Origin of the sequence: Halosolutus amylolyticus, assembly GCF_023566055.1 — an archaeon.
In the GTDB taxonomy this organism is placed as follows: Archaea; Halobacteriota; Halobacteria; order Halobacteriales; family Natrialbaceae; genus Halosolutus; species Halosolutus amylolyticus.
The window spans coordinates 1,079,128-1,100,950 of record NZ_JALIQP010000002.1 but is presented as its reverse complement, the minus strand read 5'-3'; the positions used below and the strand labels follow the sequence as shown (position 1 = coordinate 1,100,950).

At 66.1% G+C, this 21,823-nt stretch carries 23 protein-coding genes; 10 read left to right on the top strand and 13 right to left on the bottom strand.

What is annotated here, in order from left to right; translation table 11 throughout:
- Positions 1-111: 111 nt before the first annotated feature.
- Entirely contained in the window at positions 112-1,197 is a 1,086-nt protein-coding gene (locus MUN73_RS11875) for a geranylgeranyl reductase family protein (protein ID WP_250140682.1), read from the bottom strand.
- A 244-nt stretch (positions 1,198-1,441) separates the two neighbouring features.
- On the opposite strand from MUN73_RS11875, the gene MUN73_RS11870 reads away from it, so the two are divergent.
- The 4 genes from MUN73_RS11870 (at position 1,442) to MUN73_RS11855 (ending at position 6,135) form a co-directional block, all read left to right on the top strand.
- A complete protein-coding gene (locus MUN73_RS11870; protein WP_250140681.1) occupies positions 1,442-3,466 on the top strand; it encodes an SLC13 family permease in 2,025 nt (674 codons plus the stop codon).
- 60 nt (positions 3,467-3,526) lie between these two features.
- Entirely contained in the window at positions 3,527-3,667 is a 141-nt protein-coding gene (locus tag MUN73_RS11865; RefSeq protein ID WP_382182106.1) for a hypothetical protein, read from the top strand.
- Positions 3,664-4,659, top strand: coding sequence for a fumarylacetoacetate hydrolase family protein (locus tag MUN73_RS11860; protein ID WP_250140680.1), 996 nt, complete (start codon positions 3,664-3,666; stop codon positions 4,657-4,659). The genes MUN73_RS11865 and MUN73_RS11860 overlap by 4 nt, the downstream gene beginning before the upstream one ends.
- An 81-nt stretch (positions 4,660-4,740) precedes the next feature.
- Positions 4,741-6,135, top strand: a complete 1,395-nt coding sequence (locus tag MUN73_RS11855; protein WP_250140679.1) for a cryptochrome/photolyase family protein — start codon at positions 4,741-4,743, stop codon at positions 6,133-6,135.
- Between the two features lie 21 nt (positions 6,136-6,156).
- Here the strand turns inward: MUN73_RS11855 and MUN73_RS11850 are convergent, their stop codons facing one another.
- Genes MUN73_RS11850 through MUN73_RS11830 form a run of 5 tightly spaced genes read right to left on the bottom strand, consistent with a single transcriptional unit; the run spans position 6,157 to position 9,145 of the window.
- Positions 6,157-6,729 carry a GTP-dependent dephospho-CoA kinase family protein gene (locus MUN73_RS11850; protein WP_250140678.1) on the bottom strand — a complete coding sequence of 191 codons (573 nt, stop codon included), beginning with the start codon at positions 6,727-6,729 and terminating at the stop codon, positions 6,157-6,159.
- A gap of 2 nt (positions 6,730-6,731) precedes the next feature.
- Entirely contained in the window at positions 6,732-6,929 is a 198-nt protein-coding gene (gene spt4, locus MUN73_RS11845; protein ID WP_250140677.1) for a transcription elongation factor subunit Spt4, read from the bottom strand.
- A 2-nt stretch (positions 6,930-6,931) separates the two neighbouring features.
- Positions 6,932-7,501 carry a DNA-directed RNA polymerase gene (locus tag MUN73_RS11840; RefSeq protein ID WP_250140676.1) on the bottom strand — a complete coding sequence of 190 codons (570 nt, stop codon included), beginning with the start codon at positions 7,499-7,501 and terminating at the stop codon, positions 6,932-6,934.
- Positions 7,502-7,888, bottom strand: coding sequence for a type II toxin-antitoxin system VapC family toxin (locus tag MUN73_RS11835; protein WP_250140675.1), 387 nt, complete (start codon positions 7,886-7,888; stop codon positions 7,502-7,504).
- Between the two features lie 27 nt (positions 7,889-7,915).
- On the bottom strand, positions 7,916-9,145 hold the full coding sequence (locus MUN73_RS11830; RefSeq protein ID WP_250140674.1) for a translation initiation factor IF-2 subunit gamma: 1,230 nt from the start codon (positions 9,143-9,145) through the stop codon (positions 7,916-7,918).
- Between the two features lie 228 nt (positions 9,146-9,373).
- Between MUN73_RS11830 and MUN73_RS11825 the strand changes: the two genes are divergently transcribed.
- Positions 9,374-9,793 carry a low molecular weight phosphatase family protein gene (locus MUN73_RS11825; protein ID WP_250140673.1) on the top strand — a complete coding sequence of 140 codons (420 nt, stop codon included), beginning with the start codon at positions 9,374-9,376 and terminating at the stop codon, positions 9,791-9,793.
- A 56-nt stretch (positions 9,794-9,849) separates the two neighbouring features.
- On the opposite strand, the gene MUN73_RS11820 is transcribed toward MUN73_RS11825, so the two are convergent.
- Positions 9,850-10,611 (bottom strand): DUF7260 family protein, encoded by a 762-nt coding sequence (locus tag MUN73_RS11820; RefSeq protein ID WP_250140672.1) that lies wholly within the window; start codon positions 10,609-10,611, stop codon positions 9,850-9,852.
- Between the two features lie 270 nt (positions 10,612-10,881).
- Between MUN73_RS11820 and MUN73_RS11815 the strand changes: the two genes are divergently transcribed.
- Positions 10,882-11,109, top strand: coding sequence for a DUF7511 domain-containing protein (locus tag MUN73_RS11815; protein WP_250140671.1), 228 nt, complete (start codon positions 10,882-10,884; stop codon positions 11,107-11,109).
- A 225-nt stretch (positions 11,110-11,334) separates the two neighbouring features.
- On the opposite strand, the gene MUN73_RS11810 is transcribed toward MUN73_RS11815, so the two are convergent.
- From MUN73_RS11810 to MUN73_RS11785, 6 genes are all read right to left on the bottom strand, one after another.
- On the bottom strand, positions 11,335-12,348 hold the full coding sequence (locus MUN73_RS11810) for a phosphate signaling complex PhoU family protein (protein WP_250140670.1): 1,014 nt from the start codon (positions 12,346-12,348) through the stop codon (positions 11,335-11,337).
- On the bottom strand, positions 12,348-13,007 hold the full coding sequence (phoU, locus tag MUN73_RS11805; RefSeq protein ID WP_250140669.1) for a phosphate signaling complex protein PhoU: 660 nt from the start codon (positions 13,005-13,007) through the stop codon (positions 12,348-12,350). The genes MUN73_RS11810 and phoU overlap by 1 nt, the downstream gene beginning before the upstream one ends.
- Before the next feature lie 2 nt (positions 13,008-13,009).
- Positions 13,010-13,888, bottom strand: coding sequence for a phosphate ABC transporter ATP-binding protein PstB (gene pstB / locus MUN73_RS11800; RefSeq protein ID WP_250140668.1), 879 nt, complete (start codon positions 13,886-13,888; stop codon positions 13,010-13,012).
- A gap of 7 nt (positions 13,889-13,895) precedes the next feature.
- Entirely contained in the window at positions 13,896-15,614 is a 1,719-nt protein-coding gene (gene pstA, locus MUN73_RS11795) for a phosphate ABC transporter permease PstA (protein ID WP_250140667.1), read from the bottom strand.
- A gap of 64 nt (positions 15,615-15,678) precedes the next feature.
- On the bottom strand, positions 15,679-16,617 hold the full coding sequence (gene pstC, locus MUN73_RS11790) for a phosphate ABC transporter permease subunit PstC (protein WP_250140666.1): 939 nt from the start codon (positions 16,615-16,617) through the stop codon (positions 15,679-15,681).
- An 86-nt stretch (positions 16,618-16,703) separates the two neighbouring features.
- Complete coding sequence (locus MUN73_RS11785; protein WP_250140665.1) at positions 16,704-17,678, bottom strand: PstS family phosphate ABC transporter substrate-binding protein; 975 nt, start codon at positions 17,676-17,678, stop codon at positions 16,704-16,706.
- A gap of 456 nt (positions 17,679-18,134) precedes the next feature.
- Here MUN73_RS11785 and MUN73_RS11780 point away from each other — a divergent pair, with 456 nt between their 5' ends.
- The 4 genes from MUN73_RS11780 to MUN73_RS11765 all read left to right on the top strand — a co-directional run bounded on the left by MUN73_RS11780 (position 18,135) and on the right by MUN73_RS11765 (position 21,815).
- Positions 18,135-19,139, top strand: a complete 1,005-nt coding sequence (locus MUN73_RS11780; RefSeq protein WP_250140664.1) for a phosphate uptake regulator PhoU — start codon at positions 18,135-18,137, stop codon at positions 19,137-19,139.
- Between the two features lie 86 nt (positions 19,140-19,225).
- The gene (locus MUN73_RS11775; protein WP_250140663.1) at positions 19,226-20,128 is read left to right on the top strand and encodes a winged helix-turn-helix domain-containing protein; all 903 of its coding nucleotides are present in this window, start codon (positions 19,226-19,228) and stop codon (positions 20,126-20,128) included.
- Positions 20,129-20,362: 234 nt separating this feature from the next.
- Complete coding sequence (locus MUN73_RS11770; RefSeq protein WP_250140662.1) at positions 20,363-20,653, top strand: hypothetical protein; 291 nt, start codon at positions 20,363-20,365, stop codon at positions 20,651-20,653.
- A gap of 139 nt (positions 20,654-20,792) precedes the next feature.
- Positions 20,793-21,815: a DUF5787 family protein gene (locus MUN73_RS11765; RefSeq protein WP_250140661.1), complete on the top strand. Its 1,023-nt coding sequence runs from the start codon at positions 20,793-20,795 to the stop codon at positions 21,813-21,815.
- Positions 21,816-21,823 lie beyond the last annotated feature (8 nt).

Sequence of the window (21,823 nt, the reverse complement as noted above, 5' to 3'; positions counted from 1 at the left end):
GCCGTTCCCGTCCGCCATGGGGCCCGAGCGGTCGGTTCGCACCCGTTCGCCCAGATTGCCGGTTTCGGCGGGTTCTGCGCCGATCGAGGAGTCGGTCTCCGAAGCGGAACGTCACATCCGCGAGAGTAGCGCTTTCAGGTGCTCCGTCGAGAACAGCGAGGTCGGCCGGTCCATGTGGACGCCGATTTCGCCCGAGAGGGTCCCGAGTCCGACGCGCTGGACCGGTTCCGGGAGGGAGTATGCCCGACGGAGCCAGTGGCCCAGTTCCATCTCGCGCTCCAGATCGTCGCGCCAGGCGTGTTCGTAGGCCGCGAGGGTCGTCGGCCGATCGGGGTCGATCTCCCGGGCGGCGTGATCGGCGCTGGTCATCCCGTAGAGGATGCCGCCGCCGGTGAACGGCTTGGTCTGGGCGGCCGCGTCGCCGATGAGGAAGCCTCGACGCGTGGTCACTCGTTCGGGCGGACCGATCGGAATCGCTCCCGAACACCGGTGGGAGACGTCGATCTCGTAGCCGTCGATCAGTTCCTCGAAGTGTTTGGTCACCGCGACGCCGGGCGGTGCGGCCAGCCCGTACTCGACGCCCGCGTCGCCGCGGGGGATGCGCCACGCGAAGAAGGTCGGCGCGGTGAGGTGGACGTCGACGAAGTCCTGGTCGTCTTCCTCGTCCGAAAAGGCGAGGACGCCGTGGAGCAGTTCGCCGGGTTCGGGGAGGCCGAGCGCGTCCCGGACCCGCGATCGGGGGCCGTCACAGCCGGCGACCATCTTCGCCTCGAACGTCTCGGTGCCGTCCGGGCCGCTGGCGACGACTTCGACCCGATCGCGGTGCTCCGTCACCGAGGTGACGGTGTGTTCCTCGCGGACGTCCGCGCCCGCCTCGCGTGCGAGGTCGGCGAGGTGGCGGTCCAGCCCGACCCGATCGATGACGTTCGAGGCGACCTCGCGCTTGTAGAACGGGTAGGCGTCGCTGTGGGGGCCGCCGACGTGGAACCGCGCGCCGTAGATCTCGTTCTGGAACAGTTCCGCCTGGGCTCCCTCGCCCGTGAACTCCCAGACGTCGGTACTGACGTGGCCCGAACAGGCAAGCGGCGTGCCGATCGATCCCTTCTCGAGGGCGAGTACGTCGTACCCGTTCTCGGCGGCCCGGCGGGCGAAGCGCGCTCCCGGCGGTCCCACGCCGACAACGACGTAATCGTACATGTCCGTCACGTTCTCGGGCGAGAGTAAATAGTTTCTCGAGATTCTCCGGGAGCCACGGCGAAGGCCCATCCGCGGGAGACGGGACCCGCCGTTTTCGACCAGGGCCAGTGTCCCTGTGAAGGGGTAGTGTTTTGTGAGTTGTCTGTACTCGAATTAGTGTGCACGCGAACACAGTGGCGTTCGAGGCCACAGACTGGTCCGCTCGACTGTCAGTCGCCCGTGAGTTCCGCCGGCAGAGCCGCCGATGATCGACGGCGTTTCGACGGGTGCGCTGGTCGTCTTCGGACTCATCGCCATCGCCCTCACCTTGTTCGTCACGGAAGCGATTCCCAACGACGTGACGGCGATCGGGATCATCGTCTCGCTGGCGGCACTCGAACCCGTAACGGGCGTCGGCCATCAGGCGGCGATTTCGGGCTTTGCGAGCACCGCGACGATCACGATCGTCGCCATGTACATGCTCAGTTCGGCGATCCAGGACACTGGCGTCGTTCAGCGACTCGGCGTCTATCTTGCCCGATTCACGAAGGGGAGCGAGAAGCGGGCGCTCGCGGCGACGATCTGTACGACCGGGCCGCTCGCGGGCGTTATCAACAACACGCCCGTCGTGGCCATCTTCATCCCGATGATCTCGGAACTCGCGGAGAAGACCGGTATTTCGCCGTCGAAACTCCTCCTCCCGCTGTCGTACGCGGCGATCCTCGGCGGTACGCTCACGCTCATCGGGACCTCGACGAACCTGCTCGCAAGCGAGTTCGCCGTCGAACTCCTCGGACGCCAGCCGCTGGGGATGTTCGAGTTCTCGCTGCTCGGGATCGTCGTTCTCCTGGTCGGGCTCACGTACCTCGCGACCGTCGGCCGGTGGCTGACGCCCGCACGGATCCCGGTCGACGCCGATCTGGTCGAGGAGTTCGACCTCGAGGACCACCTCACCGCGGTCCGCGTTCGGGCCGACTCGGCACCGGTCGGGCTCACAGTCGACGAACTCGAGTCGCGGACGGACGCGAACGTCCGCGTCCTCCAGCTCCGTCGGAACGGCACGTCCCGGCGGGAACCGCAGGTCCTCGAGTACGACGATGCGGAGGGCAGCGCTTCCGAACTCGACGCGAGTATCGACGAAACAGGTCGGGAGGCGGTCGACGTGGCGGGCGAGGCGACGACCACTGTTACGGGCGAGTCGGAGGTTAGCGCCGCAGTCGGGGAGCCGGTCGACCCCGTGAGCGAGTCGTACGTCGCCGTCGGCTCGGATCAGCGTATCCGCGAGGGCGACGTGCTCACGGTCCACGGCACTCTACAGGCGGTCAACCGGTTCGTCGAGAATCAGGGCCTGCGCCAACTCGCTCGCAAACGCGTGACCGAGGAGACGTTCGACGACGCGCCGAGCGAAGACACCCTCGCCAAAGCAGTTCTCCCCGGCGACTCGAGATTCCTCGGCGAGCGCCTCGCCGAGACGAACCTCCGAACGTTCTACGGAACGACCGTGCTGGCGATCCGTCGCGAGGGCGACCTCCTCCGGACCGATCTCGGCGACGTGGAACTCGCCGCGGGCGACGTGCTCTTGCTCCAGACCGATCGCGACGCGATCGAGCACTTCACCAGGTCAACGGACCTGCTGTTCGTCGAGGAGGACGCCTTCGATCGACTGGCCGACACCGATCTCGAGGAACTCGCGCCACTCTCGCCGAAAACGCCGCTCACGATCGCGATTATGGCCGGCGTCGTCGGTGCGGCCGCGTTGAACGTCGCCCCGATCGTGATCACCGCGTTCGCCGGCGTGTTCCTGATGGTCGTCACCGGCTGTCTCTCGATCGGGGACGCCTACGACGCCGTCTCCTGGAACGTCGTCTTCCTGCTGGCGGGCGTGATCCCGCTCGGGATCGCCCTCGAGTCGACCGGCGGGTCACAGGTCATCGCGGGAGGGCTGGTCGCGACGGCGAACGTCCTCCCGCTCGTGGCGGTCCTGTTGCTGTGTACGATCGTCACGGGGCTGCTCGCGAACGTCATCACACCGGTTGCGACGGTCGTGTTGATGATCCCCGTCGCGGTCGACGCCGCGACGAGCCTCGGCGCGTCGCGGTTCGCGTTCCTGCTCGCGGTGATGTTCGCCTCCGCGACCTCGTTTATGACGCCGGTGGGCTACCAGACGAACCTGATGGTGTACGGCCCCGGCGGCTACGAATTCACGGACTTCTTGCGGGTCGGCGGCCCGCTCCAGTTGCTCCTGGCGGTCGTCACGACGGCCGGCATCGTCCTCGTCTGGGGGCTGTAGCGACGGACCGCGGCGCGATTTGCAGTCACTTTCAAATGGATTCCCCCGGTCGTGGCTACTATGAGCGGATTGGTAACGTCCGACGACGCGACGCTGATCGACCTGAGCATCGGCCTCGCGGACGGCCCACCCAGCGAGCCGATGCCGCCGTCGATCGACGCTTTCGACCACGAAGCGGGTGAGGGGGGTGAGACCGCATGAAACTCGCCACCTTCGAAGTCGAGACCCCCGTGGGGGCGGTCGAGCGGATCGGTGGCGTCGCCGAAGCCACCGAGGACGAACGCACGCCGGCCGGAGAGGCGACGCTCGTTGATCTCACCGCAGCCTACGGGGCTGTACTCGAGGCCGAGGGCGAACCCGCGCCCGCGGATCTGGCCCGGGCGCACGTCCCGCCGGAGATGATCGCGTTCCTCGAGCGCGGCGATCGGGCGATCGAAGATGCACGGGAGGCCCTGGAGTACGCCGCCGAAACGGACGCCGAACGCGGTCCCGGGGGCGCGAAGCTCCGGTACGAACCCGGGGAGTACGATCTGCTCGCGCCCCTTCCCCGTCCTAACTCGCTGCGCGATTTCATGGCCATCGAAGAACACGTCGAGAACAGCATGGGCGGGGAGATTCCCGACGTCTGGTACGAGTTGCCGGTCTGTTACAAGGGGAACCCCGACAGCGTCGTCGCGCCCGGCGAGACGATCCGGTGGCCCGACTACTCCTCGCTGATGGACTACGAACTCGAGATCGCGGCCGTGATCGGCAAGCGCGGGCGCGATATCGCGGCCGCGGACGCCGACGAATACATCGCCGGCTACACCGTGTTCAACGACTTCAGCGCCCGCGACATTCAGGGCCGGGAGATGGAGGGGCGGCTCGGCCCCGCGAAGGGGAAGGACTTCGCGAACGGGCTGGGCCCCTACTTCGTTCCCGCAGACGATATCGACGTGCTCGAGGCCCCCATGACTGCCCGCGTCGACGGCGAGGTCTGGTCCGAGGGCACCGTCGACGAGATGTACCACTCCTTCGCCGAAATCGTCGAACACGTCTCCCGGTCGGAGACGCTGTACCCGGGCGACGTGATCGGCAGCGGCACCGTCGGCGAGGGCTGCGGGCTGGAACTGGGGCAGTGGCTCGAGGACGGCAACACGATCGAACTCGCGGTCGAGGGGATCGGCACGCTCGAGCACACGGTCGTCGAGTGAGGGCGGCTCCGACTGCGGACGGATACGGGCCAGCGCTTCCGGTGTCCGAGGGGCTTACTCCGTCGCGTCGCTAGGGAGGGCATGATCCTGTACTGGCACCGGCGCGATCGACGCACGATCGACAACCGCGGCCTGGCCGCCGCGATCGACGCCGCGGACACCCCCGTTCTTCCCGTCTACGTCTTCGATCCGACCGTGACCGCTGCGCTCGGGGATCGCAAGCGCGCGTTCGTCGATCGGACCGTCCGGGCGCTGCGCGAGCGCTACCGCGACCTCGAGAGCGACCTCGTCGTCCGATCGGGTCCCGCGGCCGAGGTACTGCTCGCCCTCCGTGCCGAGTACGATGTCGATCGCGTCGTCACGACCACGTGTTACGACCCGACCCGACGGGACCAGTCGGCGACAGTCGCGGCCACGATCGACGTGCCGCTGGAATCGCACGTCGATACGGTGCTCGTCGATCCCGGGACGCTCGCGCCCTCCTACCCAACCCACAGTCAGTTCTACGACGACTGGCAGACGCGACCCAAACCGGAACCCGCTGACGCGCCCGCGGCCACCGACCTCGCCGACGTCACCGATACGGGGTCGAATCCGATCGCCGACACCGACATCGACCTTCCGGAACCGGGCCACGGCGCCGCCCGCGAACGACTCGACGCGTTCTGCGAGTCCGGACTAGTCAGCCACAACGACACCCGTGACGATCTCGAACTCGCCGTCGAAGCCCCGACCGGCGCCGTCTCTCGACTCTCGCCGTATCTCGCCGTCGGCGCGCTCGGCATCCGGGAGGTATGGGACGCCGTCACGGACGTTCTGGAGACGGCCGAGGGGACCGATCGATCGAACGCCGAAAAGTACGCCTTCGAACTCTCCTGGCGGGAGGCGAACTATCACCTGCTGTACCACAACCCCGACCTCGCGACCGAGAACTACAAAGAGATCCCCAACGAAATCGCCTGGCGAAACGACGACGACGAGTTCGCGGCCTGGACCCGCGGCGAGACGGGGTATCCGCTCGTCGACGCCGGAATGCGCCAGCTCGAAGCCGAGGGGTACGTCCACAACCGGCCCCGGCAGGTCGTCGCGAGCTTCCTGACCAAACATCTCCTGATCGACTGGCGACGCGGTGCGGCACACTTTCGCGATCGACTCGTCGATCACGATCCGGCCACGAACGCCGGCAGCTGGCAGTGGATCGCCTCGACGGGGACGGACTCGGTCGACGTGCGGATCTTCGATCCGGTGGCCCAGCTCGCGAGGTACGATCCGGAGGCGGCGTTCGTGCGGGAGTACGTCCCCGAACTCGCCGACCCGTCGATTCCGGCCGAACGAATCGTCGAGTGGCCCACGCTTCCGGCCGCGACTCGAACCGATCTCGCGCCCGACTATCCGGCCCCGATCGTCGATCGAGACGCGGCGTACGAACGGGCCCAGCGGGTCTTCGAAACGGCGCTCGGAAAACGAGGTGCGTGAGACGACGGTGGCCGAGGGGAGTTACTCTCGGTCGAGCAGGTCCCAGAGCCGATCGGCGTCACCCTCGAACCGATCGAGCAGCGCGCGCATCTCGGCGCGGTGGTCGTCGGTGACTTTCACGTGGACCATTCCCTCGTCGGGCTGGCCGTAGACGACGCTCGCGCCCTCCGGGGCGGCGATGATCGCGGGGAGGACGACGAGGTCTTCCTCGCCCTCGACGAGGATCGTGGTCGGTTCCTCGCGTTCGAGACCGTCGCGGAGGGCCCGGACGACGTCCGCGGTGATCTCGGTCGGCGGGTTCACGGCCTCGATGTGGGTCGACTCGGTGACGGTCTCGCGGATCTCCTCGTCGACGGCGTCTCGCTTCGTCCGCTCGTCGACGAGCGCCACGTCCGGCGGCCGCCCGGCCTCGAGGAAGTGGTAGGTGACGACGTCTCCGACGGCGATCAGCGGACCGTCGACCGCCTCCAGCAGGACCTCGGCGTCGGTCTCGATCGGGCCCAGCGGCTCCTTGAGTTCGTGTCGGAGGTCGTCGGGCAACACCAGTAGCTGGTCGTCCGCATCGGACGCCGCGCCGGAGTCGTCGCGAGTCACGTCTACCGGACCTTCAGCGCGTACGCTCCCGGTTCGTCGACCTGCATCTCGGATGCGATCTCGCTGTCCTCGGGGTGGGCGATGACGACGTACCCCGCCCAGTCCTCGGTCAGCGAGGAGGAGCCACAGCTCTCACAGGAGTCGGCGTCCGCGTTGTTGACCCGGTGACACTCCCGACAGACGAGACGATCGGATGCCATGGTTATTCACCCGCGGTCGCTTCGCGCTTTTCGTATTCGTCCTCGAGCCAGCCGTGCTTGCCGAGGCCGGGCTGTTTCGCTGTGAGCCCGATCTTGGAGTCCCGGGGGTTGCGCTCGTCGATGCTCTTGGTGACGATGCGCGCCCGGACGGCGTCGTCGACGCCCAGCGTGCGGTTGGATTCGTTCGAGGCGAGTTGCTGGTTCTCGCCGTCGAACGCGAGGTACTCGTCGCTGATCTGGGAGACGTGGAGCAATCCGTCCACCGGGCCGATCCCGACGAAGGCGCCGAACTCGACGACCTCGACGACCGTGCCGTCGACGACCTCCTGCATCTGCGGATCGAACGTGACGGCGTCGAACTCGGCCTCGTAGTAGACGCCCGGCCGGTTCGGGAGCACCGTTCCCTCACCGATGTCGTGAACCTCGGTGACGGAGACGACGCTTCCCACCTCCTCGTCCATGCGTCCTTCCAGTTTGTCCTGCAGCAGTCGCTTCACGAGATCCGGCGAGACGTCGCCGAGTTCCTCCGGCGGTACTTCTACCGTGTCCTTCAGTCTGACCCGTTTGTACATCTATGGTTGAGTGATCGCCAACTTGTTTCTCCCGCGTAATGCAATTACCGGTATACTCGCTTCGAGCACCCGGTCGCGCAGCGGGCGATCGTTCGTGACGACGTAGTCGACGGCGCCCTCGCGGGCGAGTTCGACCAGCGCGTCGTCGGCGTACGATGCTTCCGTGTCGACCACGAGACAGCGTTCGGTCGCCAGATCGTGCCCGACGGTCGCGGCCGTCCCCTCCGTTCCGCCCTTTTCCGAGAGGCGGCGGAGTTCTTCGACGACCGCCTGCGGAATCGTCGGTTCGTAGTCGTCCAGCAGCCGATCGAGTTCGTCGAACAGCCGCACGTCGAGTTCGACCGGCATCATCAGCGCGCTCGTATCGAGGGCGACCCGCGTACGCATACTCGTTCGTTCTCGCCTCGTAAACCGCTATCCCTGCAGCGTCCCCAGGCCGATCAGCCGCCAGCGAGCGCCGATGCGGCGGTTGATCGCGATCTTCGCACCCGGTTCGGCACAGACTGGCCGCTTGAGGTTGACCTCGCACTCGCCCTCGCGAGCGCTGGTCACGGCGCCGACGGTCGTCGACGTCCCGACGGTCATCATCAGCGGTTCGCCGGTGCTGATCTCGTCGATCTCGCCGCCGTCGGTCCCGACGACGCGATCGAGCAGGTCGACGTTCATGGTGAACCCGTCCCACGTCGGCGGGAGCGAGTCCGGCGGGCCGGCGAGGCGCCCGGCCAGCGCGTCGCCTTTCGTCAGGGCGGGATCGAGGCCGGTTCCGACGCCCAGCAGGCCGCCCGGCGTGACGGTGTCGGCGTCCTTCCCGCCCGCCTGGAGCGATCGGACCGTCGTCTCGATCGGGACGTACTCGGTCTGGCCGCCCTCCTCGACCTCGCGGCCGGGGCGGATCTCGATCTCGTCGTCGACCTCGAGTTCGCCCTGGACGAGACTGCCGCCCAGCACGCCGCCGGCGAGGTCGCCGGCGGTCGTCCCGGGCTTGTTGATGTCGAAACTGCGGGCGACGTGCATCCGCGGATCCGCGTCGGGATCCCGATCGGGCGTGGGAATCTCCTCCTCGATCGCCGCGATCAGCAGGTCGAGGTTCACCTCCTGACCGGCCGAGACCGGGACGACGGGGGCGTCTTCGGCGACGGTCCCCTCGACGAACTCCTGGATCTCCTCGTAGTTCTGTCGCGCCTGATCGGTGCTGACGAGGTCGACCTTGTTCTGGGCGATGACGATGTTGTCGATCCCGATGATGTCGAGCGCCATCAGGTGCTCCTCGGTCTGGGGCTGCGGGACGGGTTCGTTCGCGCTGACGACCAGCACGGCCCCGTCCATCAGCGAGGCCCCAGAGAGCATCGTCGCCATCAGGGTCTCGTGCCCCGGGGCGTCGACGAACGAGACGGTCCGCAGCGGCTCGCTCTCCGAGCCGTCCGGACACTCCTCCTCGACGGTGTAACACTCGGGTTCCTCGACGCCCTCGCAGTGGCGGAACGTCGCGTCGGCGTAGCCGAGTCTGATGGAGATACCGCGTTTCATCTCCTCGCTGTGCTGGTCCGTCCACGAGCCGCTGAGGGCTTGCACCAGCGTCGTCTTGCCGTGATCGACGTGACCGACGAGCCCGATGTTCACCTCCGGTTGTCCATTTCCTACCATAAGACGGGAGTAATCTTAGCAGTAGCTATCCCCGTGCGCTTGATAAAGCTACTGTTCTGGGACCGGCGCAGTCCCGGCATTCGCTCCCGTTCCGGAGACCGTCACGTCTGCGAACGTTCGGGCGGTCCCGGCCGATCGGACGACGGATCGGCCCGCGAACGGTGGCGTATGTAGCCGACAATAGCACTCTTAGGAACGGTTATGCACGTCGATGCGCATCCCTCTCGCATGGGCGACGACACGCTGAAATTCGGGTTCGTCTGTGTGCAAAACGCCGGCCGGAGTCAGATGGCCACCGCGTTCGCGGAGCGGGAACGAACGCGTCGCGGACTCGAGGACGAGGTCGAGATACTGACCGGGGGAACGCACCCCGCGGACGAGGTCCATCCCGAGGTCGTCGAGGTCATGGGGGAACTCGATATCGATGTCTCCGATCGGACGCCCCGGGAAGTCTCGACCGACGAACTGAACGACTGCACGGTCGTGGCGACGATGGGCTGTTCGACGCTCGATCTCGACGCCGACGTGACCGTCCGGGACTGGGCGCTGGACGATCCGCACGGGAAATCCGCGGACGAGGTGCGGGCGATCCGCGACGACGTCGAGCGCCGCGTCTCCGCCCTCTTCGACGAGTACCTCGACGAGTAGCCGTCCAGTCAAGTAGCCGTTCAGTCGGTCCCTCTCCCGGGCCCGCGGCCTGGGGCTTACGGTGCCCGGGCGAGTAACCGATCGACGCGCTCGAGGGCCCGTTCGATCCGCCGCCCGAGGTCCGCGATCGCGGCGAGAACCGGATACGCGTTCTCACACTCCTCGTAGAGGTAGTCCGTGAGCGTCCCGACGTCGATCAGCGAGAGATCCCGGCGTCGGCGACGAAGCTGGGTCTGCCGTTCGCTCGCGAGTTCGTCACACTGCTCTCGACACGTCGTCAGTCGCTGCCTGGTGAGCCAAAGCGCGTTGAACTCGAGTCGGTCCAGGGGTTGCTCTAGCATCGATTGCACGTCCGACCGGATGGTCGATAGTTCCCGTTCGGCGCGTTTGACGACTTCTCGCTCGGCCTCGATCCGCTCGATGAACTGGGTCCGGTTCTCCACCGCCTGCGTCGCCGCCTCGATCAGCGATCGTTTCAGCGGCGGGTGAAACTGCGTGCGCTGTTCGAGCGCCGCCGCCAGTTCGTGGCTGAACTCCGCAGCGATGCTCTCGATCCAGGTCTCGTCGTACGCGTCCGCGTAGTGGGGGGCGCTCATCACCGTCTCGGTGTAGGCGTCCCGGACCGGGGAGAGATCGATCGAGTCCGTCTCGTGCGTCCGGATCCCCGGTCCGGCGAGCTGGGGAGAGACCGTTTCGAGCGACGAGAGCCGTTTCGCGAACCGTTCGAACGCGCGTCGCTCGTCGCTCAGTAGCCGGTGCTCTCGATCGAGCGCTCGCACCGCCGTCTCGAGGTCGGCCGTCGGTCTGCCAGTGGGCACGTCACCTTCGGCTGTGGGGCCGCCCATCGTAAAGCCATCTAATTCCTTTCCATTCTCCTATAAACGAAACAATAGGTGTCCGTAGTTCGCTGTAGTCCGATCGGGTCGCCAGATACTGCGGTGGTTCGAATCACACACTACGCGCGGGGGTCACGGCCAACCGCCCGGTCGATACGGACCCGTCGACACCCCTCCATACTCGACAATATCACAACTAGCAGTGGCTTTGTACGCACTCCGAGAGTATCCAGTCACACCCGTTTGGAATCCATGACGAGCGCATCACGGGAGTCCGACCCTGACGGTCCCGGGCAGCGAGGGCCGACGGCGTACAGTCACGACGGGCGACCGATCGACCTCGAATCCGTCGTCGTCCGTTACGAGGACCGACCCGATCGGTGTACGATCGTGCCCCGCGACTGTACGGAATCGAGCCGGCTCACCACCTGGCTGTCGGCGGACATCGACGTCTTCGTCGACCTTGGTGAGCATCGCTAACCGTCCCGTCGAACTGCGAGACGGGGTCAGTCGGCCGAACAGGCGTTCGTGGGAGACACAGCACACGGAGCCGTTTTTTCGCGACCGCTCGTGGACGCCTGCTCTCGCTATCCGGCCTGCCTCCGATTTCGATAGCCGTCCGCTGACCCCCTCTCGATCGGCAGACGGAGCCGTCCTCGACGCTGGAATCGGATCCGGACTATGGAGGCGGGCGAAAAATCGGACTCAGTCCTCGATCGCGGATTCGGCTCTCGCGTCGGCGATCTCGATCCCGTGTTCGGCGGTGCGGCGGATCCGCTGTCCCGCCGTTCCGTGCAGGTACGCGTCCCGGCCCGCTCGCTCGGCCAGGTCACGATCGAGCCGGCGACTCGCCTCGCGAACGGCGGCCATCGTCTCGTCGGCCCGCTCGGTCTCGCCGCCCAGGGCCAGTTCGACGACGGTCCGCGCGTCGGTGCCGAGCGACTCGAGACGGTCGGCGATCGGGTCCGCCGGTGGTCCGGACTGTCGGGTCGTCACCCTCGCGATCTCCGCGGCGTGATCGGCGATCCGTTCGAGCTGTCGGGCGATCCGGTATTCGCGAACGGCGGCCAGCCGATCGGTTCCGAGCCGGCTGATCTCGTGGACGTCCTCCAGCCCGCGGTGGAACCCGCGACTGACGAACGCGACCAGCCGATCGACGTCGTCGGTTCGATCGATCACGCGCCGGGCGCGGTCGGCATCGTCGGCCAGGAGGGCCTCGATCGCGTCCGCGTGCAGTTCCAGCGCGACGTGTTGAGCCTGCGCGATCGTCTGCGGGAGCGACACCTCGCTGCTGTCGAGCAGGTCCGCGACGAGCAGCCGATCGCCGGCGTCCGACTCGATCGTGATCCCGACGAGTCGACTGACCGTCCGTTCGATCGTCCGGCGGACCCCCGGATCGGCGTCGTCGAGTCCGGTGACGGTGATCCGGTCACAGCCGATCGCGTACGCGCTCCTGACGCGTCGCTCGGCCGTCTCGTCGGTCGCGGTGCTGGCGTCGACGGTCGCGGTCCGGTCCCGGGACGACAGCGTCTCGGTCGCGGCGACCAGCCGATCCGCGTGGGGGTAGAGGTACATCGATTCGCCGGACTCGAGCCCCTGCTCGGTCGCCCACGCCTTGGGGAGCGAGACGACGAACGTCGAGGTCCCGGCGAGCTGTACTGTGCGTTCGACCGGGTCGAACGGGTCGAACGGTCCGTTCGACAGCTGGTTTCGACTCATCAGTAGATCAGTTCGTCGTCGTTGTCGACCATGTACAGCGTTCGTGCCGCGATGTTGACCGCGTGGTCGCCGACCCGCTCGATATCACGGATCGTCAGGAGCATCCGGGAGACGTCCTCGAGCAGGTCGTCCTCGTCGCGCCCGGTCTCGACGAGGTCCTGCACGACAATCCGACTCGCCCGCTCGCACCGATCGTCGATCTCGTCGTCCATCGCGGCGACGTCGTGGGTCGCGGTGGCGTCGTCCGCGGCGTACGCTTGCATGGCGTCCTCGACCATCGCGATCGTCTCCGTGCCGACGTGGGCGATGTCGACGTCGGGGTAGCGGTTCCGCTCGGCCTGCTGGGCGTACTCGGCCAGGTTGACGGCGAGGTCGCCGATCCGTTCCAGGTCGGTGATGATCTTGAACGAGGCGGCGACAAAGCGCAGGTCGCCCGCGACGGGTTGCTGGAGCGCCAGCAGATCGATACAGTCCTGCTCGAGATCGAGGTACAGCCGGTTGATCTCGTGATCGCCGGCGATGACCCGGTCCGCGAGGTCGCCGTCTTTCGACTCGTAGGCCTCGAGCGCCCGTCGGAGTCGGCTGCAGACGAGGTCGCTCATCTCGAGGACGTCCTCGCGCAGTGCGTCGAGCTGGTGCTGGTATTCGTTCCGTGACATGATTAGCCGAACTTTCCGGTGATGTAGTCCTCGACGCGGTCGTGCTCGGGATTCTCGAAGATTTTCGCGGTGTCGTCGAACTCGACGAGTTCGCCGCCGGTGAGGAAGACGGCCGTCTTGTCGGAGATGCGCGCGGCCTGTTGCATGTTGTGGGTGACGATGACGACCGTGTACTCCTCGGCGAGGTCGGCGATCAGGTCCTCGATCTTCGAAGTCGCGATCGGGTCGAGCGCCGAGGCCGGTTCGTCCATCAGGATGACCTCCGGATCGGGCGCGATCGCGCGGGCGATACAGAGCCGCTGTTGCTGGCCGCCCGAGAGGTCAAGCCCGGATTCGTCGAGTCGACCCTCGACCTCTTCGAGCAGGGCGGCCCGTTCGAGCGCCCGTTCGACGCGCTCGTCGACGTCGTCGTCGATTCCCTGGATTCTCAGGCCGTACGCGACGTTCTCGTAGATCGACTTGGGGAAGGGATTGGGTTGCTGAAACACCATCCCGATCTTGCGGCGCAGGGCGACCGGATCGACATCGTCGTCGTAGACGTTCTTGCCGTCGAACTCGATCGCGCCGTCGACGCGGGCGACGTCGATCAGGTCGTTCATCCGGTTAATCGATCGCAGGACCGTCGACTTGCCGCAGCCGGAGGGGCCGATCAGCGCCGTCACCTGGTTCTCGGGAATGGCCATCTCGACGCTCCGAATGGCCTGTTCGTCCCCGTAGTAGACGTCGAGATCGTGGGTTTCGACGATCGGGTCCCCGGCGCTCGGGGCTCGTTCGCGACCGTCGACGTCGATCGACGTACTGATCAGGCTCTCGTCTTTCGTCTCGCTGGCTGGTCGCGATTCGGTGTTGCTGTCGGTTTCGGATGTCGTGTCGTAGCTCATGAGTCGTTCAGTCCTGTCGCTGGTACTTGTTCCGTAGCACGATCGCCGTCCCGTTCATCATCAACATCACGACGAGCAGGGTGACGACCCCCGCCGCGAGGACTCCGTACCGGAAGTCGGTGGCGATGAGCCGCGACCACGTGAAGATCTGGCGCGGCATCGCGCCGGTCAGTCCGAAAAAGGAGTTCGGCGAGACGCGAACGACGGCCGCGATCCCGATCATCAGCAGCGGCGCCGTCTCGCCGATCGCTCGGCCGAACGCGAGAATCGTCCCGGTAAAGATTCCCGGTGCCGCTCGCGGCAGAACGACGTTGCGGACGGTCTGCCATCGGGTCGCGCCCATCCCGTAGGACGCCTGCCGCAGCGAGTCGGGAACGGCGCGGATCGCTTCCTGTGCGGAGACGATGACGATGGGAAGGATCAGCAATCCGATAGTCAACCCGCCGACGATGACGATCCCAGGTCGTAACCCGATCCCGCGGACGAACAGCGCGAGACCGAGAACGCCGTAGACCACGGAGGGGACGCCCGCGAGGTTCGCGATGTTGATCTCGATGAGTTCGACCAGTTTTCCGGCCAGTCCCTGATTCGGTGCGTACTCCTCGAGGTAGATCGCGGCGCCGAGGCCGACCGGGAACGCCATGATCGCGACGACGATCAGAATCATGATCGAGCCGACGAGAGCGGGGTAGATCCCCGCGTCTCGTGGCGTCCGACTGTGGCTTTCCGTCAGGAAGTTCCAGTCGAGCCAGAGGTCGGGGCCGGTGAAGCCGAGCGTCTCGACGACGACGAACGCGAGCAACGCGCCGGTGCCGACGACCACGGGGAACGCGAGGCCGGCAATTCCCTCTCCGTTACGGAAGACCGACTCGACGTACAATCCGATCGGAACGACGAGGACGGTCGAGACGACGACCCACGTCATCGCAGAGACGCCGACGAACGGTGCCGCGACGAGTCCGAGACCCGCCGCCGCGACGACCGCACCGGCGGCAACGAGTGCGTCGCGATCGGTCTCCCGGACGCGACGGATCCGGATCGCGGCCACCCCGGCGAGCGGGAGCGTGAACGACAACAGCAGTGCGACCGAGTCCATCGGGAGCACCGGGAGTGAGAGGATGAGGCCCCGAAGGCTCGGAACGAGCGTCGGAACCGAGACCGACAGGTGGAACAGCTCCTGTCCGAGCAGCGGCGTCGAAATCGTCCGATCGACGCCGAATCCGGGGATTCCGACGATCGCGAGGATCGGGACGCCGACCCTGACGGCGAACTGCTCCAGGGCCGAAGCGACGGCACGTCGTTTTCGGACGTAGAGTTCGATGACGACGTACGCAGCGCCGATCGCGGCGACCAGGGCGAACCACCCGTGCGGAGTGACGATCTCGTTGAACACGATGAGCGCGCCGCCCGCGAGCAGCGTCGACGCGATCGGCAGCCCGAACGAGATGTAAGCGACTTCCCCCGCTCGCGTGTCGCGGAAGTAAAAGTACGCGGCGAGGACCACCGCCGGAAGGACGACCGTCGCGGCGACCGTGAGTAGCCAGCCCGTCGAGGCCGTCGCCGGCTGGAAGGCGTCGTTGGCGACGTAGAGCAGGAAGACGAAGACGAGCGTGAGTGCGAGCAGCGTGGCTCCAAGACAGGAGTATCTAAATATCGCTCCCCGAAGTTGGCTGACCTGTCCGTCGGCCCCGAACCACTGTTGGGCTTGGTCATCTGCGGTCGCCATCAGCGTGACACCTCCGTCATCGTTCCCGTCGTGTTCGATTCTGCCGTGATCCTTCGACTGTCTCTCATTGGTATTCCTCTTTGTAGCGTGCGGCGATTCGATTGCTGATCAGATTCATCGCGAACGTGATGACGAATAGCGTCAGCCCGATCGCGAACATCGCGTAGAACTCCGGCGTTCCCCCGACCGCGTCGCTCGTGACGGCGTGGACCATCGCGGCGGTCATCGTCTCTCCCGATTCGAAGATGTGGGCGAACGGGTTCGACGTATCGAGCATTCGCGCGCTCATTCCGCCCGCCATCACGACGACCATCGTCTCGCCGATCGCACGCGAGAGCGCGAGGATGTACGAGGAGAAGATCCCGGAGACGGCGGCCGGGACGACGATTCCGGTCGACACCTCGTACTTGGTCGCTCCGAGGCCGTACCCCGCCTGCCGGAGTTCGTCGGGGACGGCGCTCATCGCGTCTTCCGACAGCGACGAGACCATCGGGATGATCAGGATGCCGACCATGATCGAGGCGCTGAGCAGGTTGAACAGGTTTATCGGCGCACCGACTGCTCGAAGCCACGGCGTGAGGTAGACCAGCGCCAGGTAGCCGTAGACGACCGTCGGAATCCCCGCGAGGATTTCGAGGGCCGGTTTGAGCACCGAGCGCATTCGATCGCTCGCGTACTCGCTCAGGTAGACCGCCGCGGCCGTCCCGATCGGGATGGCAACCATCGCCGAGATGACCGTCACGGTGAGCGTCGCGGTCACCAGCGGCAAGACGCCGTACTCTTCGCGACTCGAGGGTTTCCAGCTCGTGCCGGTCAGAAACTCGACGACACCGACGTCCCCGAAGAACTTGACGGCGTCGACGGCCAGGGTGACGACGATCGCCACCGTCACGAACACCGTCAACGCCGCACAGCCGAACAGCGCCCACTTGTACAGTCGTTCTAACGTCGCGGTGCCGTGCCTCGATCGCGTCAGATCGGGGGATGATGATTCGGTACTCATTTCAGGAACATCTGGTTCGTAGTGGTACTCAATTCGAAATACTCGAAAAACGATCAAAACCGATTCGAGCGGTCGATTTGCCCCGATTAGATCTTGTCGAGATTCTCCTGGACGAGGTCGTCGTTCGCCGGGACGTAGCCGACGTCGCTGCCGATCCAGTCGGCAGAGGTGTTCTCGATGTAGAACTCGACGAACGTGCGGACTTCCTCGCGCTCGAGGGCTTCTTCCGAGGGGTAGATGAACAGCGGTCGGGCCATCGGGTAGTCGCCTTCGCTCGCGGCATCGAGGCTCGGCGCGACGCAATCGTCGCCTTCGTTCTCTTTGACTTCGACGGCCTTCACCCGGTCCTCGTTCTCTGCGTAGTAGGCGAAGCCGAAGTAGCCCATCGCGTACGGGTTCTGCTGGAGCGCTTCGAGGATGATGTTGTCGTCCTCGGTGCCTTCGTGCTGGTCCGTGTGGCCGCCGCCGTTGACGTTCTCGCTGAACCAGTCGTACGTCCCCGAGGTCGTGTCGGGTCCGTAGAGATCGAACGGTTCGTCGGGCCAGTCGGAGTTGACGTCCGACCACATTTCGGCGCCGTTCTCGCCCCAGATCTGGGCCATCTCGTCGTAGCTCATGCAGTCGACCCAGTCGTTCTCGGGACTGACCGCCATCGTGAGCGCGTCGCCGGCGACCTGCATCTCGATCGGGGTGACGCCGTTCTCGTCACACTGGCTCAGCTCCTCGTCCTTGACCGGTCGGGACGCACCGTTGATGTCGGAGTCGCCGGGACAGAAGTGGTTCTCGAACCCGCCGCCGCTACCGGTCGAGTCGGTCGTCACGTTCACGTGGGGGTACTCGTCCATGAACCGCTCAGCCATCGCGTCCGAGACCGGGAACACGGTACTCGAACCCGTGATACGGACCTCGCCGGAGAGGTCCTCGCTGCCGCCGTTGCCAGTGTCGTCTGAATCGGTTTCCGAACAGCCTGCAACTGCGACTGCACCCATCGCCCCACTGGAGGCGAGGAATTTCCGTCGTGAGACTGTGTCCACCAACCGCCCAGACTGGTTGTCCGTCATCGGGTAGACGATTGTACAGCCCATATAAATACGGTGCTAATTCCTATATATCTACTACCAGATATCTATATCTCGGAACGTGCGTCTGTAGAGGGATACGTACCGGTACGTACTGACCCACGCGGCGAAATCGGATTCCAACTCGAGACACTCACTCGGTTCCGGTACCGCGGTCTGCCTGCTATCTATTTCACGACGCGACCGCACGCGAACGGGTCTTCCAGTTCGATCGGCCGGTCGATTCCGGCCGACACGTCGGGAAGCGAGGATTTGGCACTACAGGCTCTCGAATTCTATATAGTAGTACATTGGGAAACACTCTCGACGTGAGGATCACGTATGGATCAGTACCAGTACCCACCGAGAATCTGCCAAAACACCTGCTTACTTGCCGTAACGAGGGGATCTCTATAGAATTAGGTTAATTTATATTCCAGGGATGCAGACGGTCCCCCTATGGAGACGCGCAAGGTCCAGGTGACCGGCGGATCGACGTACACCGTCTCGCTCCCGAAGACGTGGGCCACGGCCAACGACGTCGCCAGCGGATCGACCGTCGAAATCTACACGCAAGACGACACGCTGATCGTCACGCCGCAGCGCGAGTCGAGCCACCAGGAGGGGACGCTCGACGTCGCGTCGCTCGACGGGGAGCAACTGACTCGCGCCGTGCTGACGATGTACGTCAGCGGGTTCGACGTCATCCGTCTCGAGGCGAACCGGATCACGACGGACCAGCGTCGGTCGATTCGAAGCGCGATCCAGGGGCTCATCGGCGTCGAAATCGTCGACGAAAGTTCCGACTCCGTGGTCGTCCAGGACCTGCTCGATTCCTCGGAGCTGTCGATCGTCAACGCCGTCACGCGGATGCGCCTGATCGCGACCTCGATGCTCGAGGACGCAGTGACGGCGCTCGTCGAGAACGACGACGACATCGCCCACGACGTCGTCGAGCGCGACGACGACGTCGATCGGCTCTTCCTCGTCGTCTCGCGTATCTTCCGGGCCACCCTGCGATCGCCCCGGGCCGCCGAAGGGCTCGGTGTCTCTCGCGAGGACTGTTTCGACTTCCACTCGAGCGCGCGGCAACTCGAACGCGTCGCCGACCACGCCGTCAAGATCAGCCAGCTCGCGCTGAAGCTCGAAGAGATCCCCGAAGACGTGGCGGAGGCGCTACTCGACCTCCACGCGGACGCCGCCGAGATCCTCGAGCAGTCGATGGACGCGCTGTTCGCCGAGGACGGCGACGAGGCGTCCGACCTCGGCCACGAGGCTCTCGAGTCCGTCCTCGAGATCGACGAACACACCCGCCAGATCGACGACATGCTTCGCGACCTCGATCCCGTCCGGGCCCAGTCGCTCGGCCTGATCCTCGACTCGCTCTCCCGGAGCGCCGACTACGGCGGCAACGTCGCCGAGACCGCGTTGCAGAAGGCGGCCCCGCGGCCGGGACACCGGTGAGCGCCGATCGGCCCACGAAATGAAAACCAGGTAACAGAAACGAGGTTCAGCAAACTGTTTTGACAGTTGCTCCTGTACGGGCCCCTATGAGTCGATCGGACGTCGCGACCGAGGGCGAGAGCCCGCTCGAGTGTACGGACTGTCTCGATCCCGCCGACGCGTTCGCGCTCGTCGGCAACGAGACGCGGTTGTCGATCCTCGAGGCGCTGTGGGCGGCAGACGCGGAGTGTGTCTCCTTCTCGGACCTGCGACGCGAGGTGGGGATGCGGGATTCGGCGCAGTTCAACTACCACCTCCAGAAGCTGACCGGACACTTCGTCACGCAGACGGACGACGGATACACGTTCAAACACGCCGGCGAGAAGGTCGTCCGCTCGGTGATCGCGGGTTCGTTCACCGAGGATCCCTCGATCGAGCCGTTCCCGGTCGAGGGGAGCTGTTACGCCTGTGACGGCCCCCTCGAGGCGAGCTACGAGGACGAACAGTTCACGATCCGGTGCCAGGCGTGTGGCCAGCGCCATGGCGAGTACGGGTTCCCGCCCGGCGGACTGAACGATCGGACGCGCGAGGAACTCGCCGACGCCTTCGACCAGCGGGTTCGACACCTGCACTGCCTGGCGGCCGACGGCGTCTGTCCGGAGTGCAACGGCCGGATGGAGACCCGGATCGTCGAGGACGGTTCGTGCTGTCTCGGCGTCGGCCTTCGCGTCGACCACGAGTGCGCACAGTGTGAACATACGCTCTGTTCGGCCGTTGGCCTGCGCCTGCTCGACCACTCCGACGTCGTCAGTTTCCACCGTGAACGCGGGGTTTCCCTCGACGAGCGTCCCTACTGGACGCTCCCGTGGTGCGTCTCGGACGAGTACACGCGCGTCTCCGATCGCGACCCGCTCCGACTCGAGGTGCAGATTCCGCTGGCGGGCGACGAACTGCAGGTGACGATGGACGAGGACCTCACCGTTCTCGAGACGCGAGTCGACGAGGCCTGATACGGATTGCTGTAACGATTTACCGGCGCAACCGCCGCCCGGATCGCGGTTGCGCCGGAAATGACTTACAGTAAACCGTATGACGCCGGTCGTCCGCGACCGTCGGTCCCGCTTTTGCGATGCCAGACGGCGACCAGCGCCGCGGCCGGTACTCAAACGGATTTCAGTATGCCGCGTTACAAAAATATCGTTCAGATTACACTTATCCCCGTTCCGCGCGTCGTCCTAGATACAATGACTACGACCAGACCACCGCGGACGGTCGACTCGATCGACGGACGGAGTCTCCTCGACATCGCCGTCGTCGCGCTCGGAACGACGATTCTGTTGGTCGCGGCGACGACCCTCGCGCTCGTGGCGACGGCAGTCGTGCGTGACGTATCACTCGTGACGATCGCAGTCGCGCTGCTCGTCGGACTCGGCACGATCGGTGCCGGCCTCGCCGGCGCGCGACTGGTAGGCCGCTGGCTCGGCCGGCGGTTCGATCGACGGCGGCGCTCGGCGGCCGCCGTTCGCGCCCGATAACCGCGCGTTGAACGGTCCGACGACGACCCGGCACACCGACCGAACCCCCGACGATTCGGCGTCCAGAATCGGCCCACGACGCGGGAGGTAGACCCCGCCGATCCCACGACTTTTGTCGATCGCGCGCCTCCCCATCACCGTGTCCGAGTTCGCGTTCGAACTCGCGCTGTGTGCCGCGCTCGAGGAGCGACGGGAGGGGATCGTCGCCCGGCAACTCGGCGGGAGCGTCGCAGAGCCCGGGGGTCGGATTCTCGACGTCGTCTGCGTCGATCCCGGTCCCGCGTTCGCCGATCGGGTCGCCCTCACGGGCGAGACGATCCCCGACGCCGCGATCGAGTCCGCCGTCGGCCCCGGCCGGGCGCGCTACTGGAAAGACGCCTTCGACTGCCACCCGGCACAGGCCCGGCGAGCCACCGAGCGAGCCCTCGAGATCGGCTTCTTCGAACGCGAACGCCGGCGCGGTCGCGACTACGTCCGCCAGGTCGCCCGCTATCCCGACTGGTACGATCGCCTCGTCGGGATCGAGAACAAACCGGACCTCGGTCGACCCGGCGACCTCGAAGCGCAACTCCGGACCGACGTCAGCCTCGCGCTGGTCGACGCGGTGATCCTCGCGACCGAGAGCTACGTCACGCGCGCCCACCTGAACCGCATTCCGGCCGCGGTCGGCGTCTGGCGAGTCCACCGCGACGATCGTGGTACGACGGCCGAGGCGGGCGACGGCGTTCCCGCTGGCGGCGATCCCGTCGTCGAGATCGAGGTCGTCCGCGAACCGAGGCCGTTGCCCGTCGACGAACCGGGGATCGAACCGATCGAGTTCCACCCTGGCCGGACGGACGTGGCGGTCGTCTCCCCCGCCGAGAAGGCGCGAGCGCGCCGCCGGATCACCGAACGCGCCTACGGGAAAGGGTGGCGAACGTACGCGTTCCCGGCCTGTGAGTCCTGCCAGCCGACGACCGACGCCGGTGCGACCGTGCCCTACTGCGCGTGGAACGGGCGCGTCGTCGACGCCGGGTCCGAGTGCGGGCCGTCGTGTCCGGGGTACGAGGCCGACTCTCCGCCGGCGGTCGACCTCGACGACGAACGATCGCGACGAACCCGATGGGTGCGCGATCCGGACGGGAGACGTCGCCGACAGTCCGGCCTCGATCGATTCGGGTGAGCGATCGG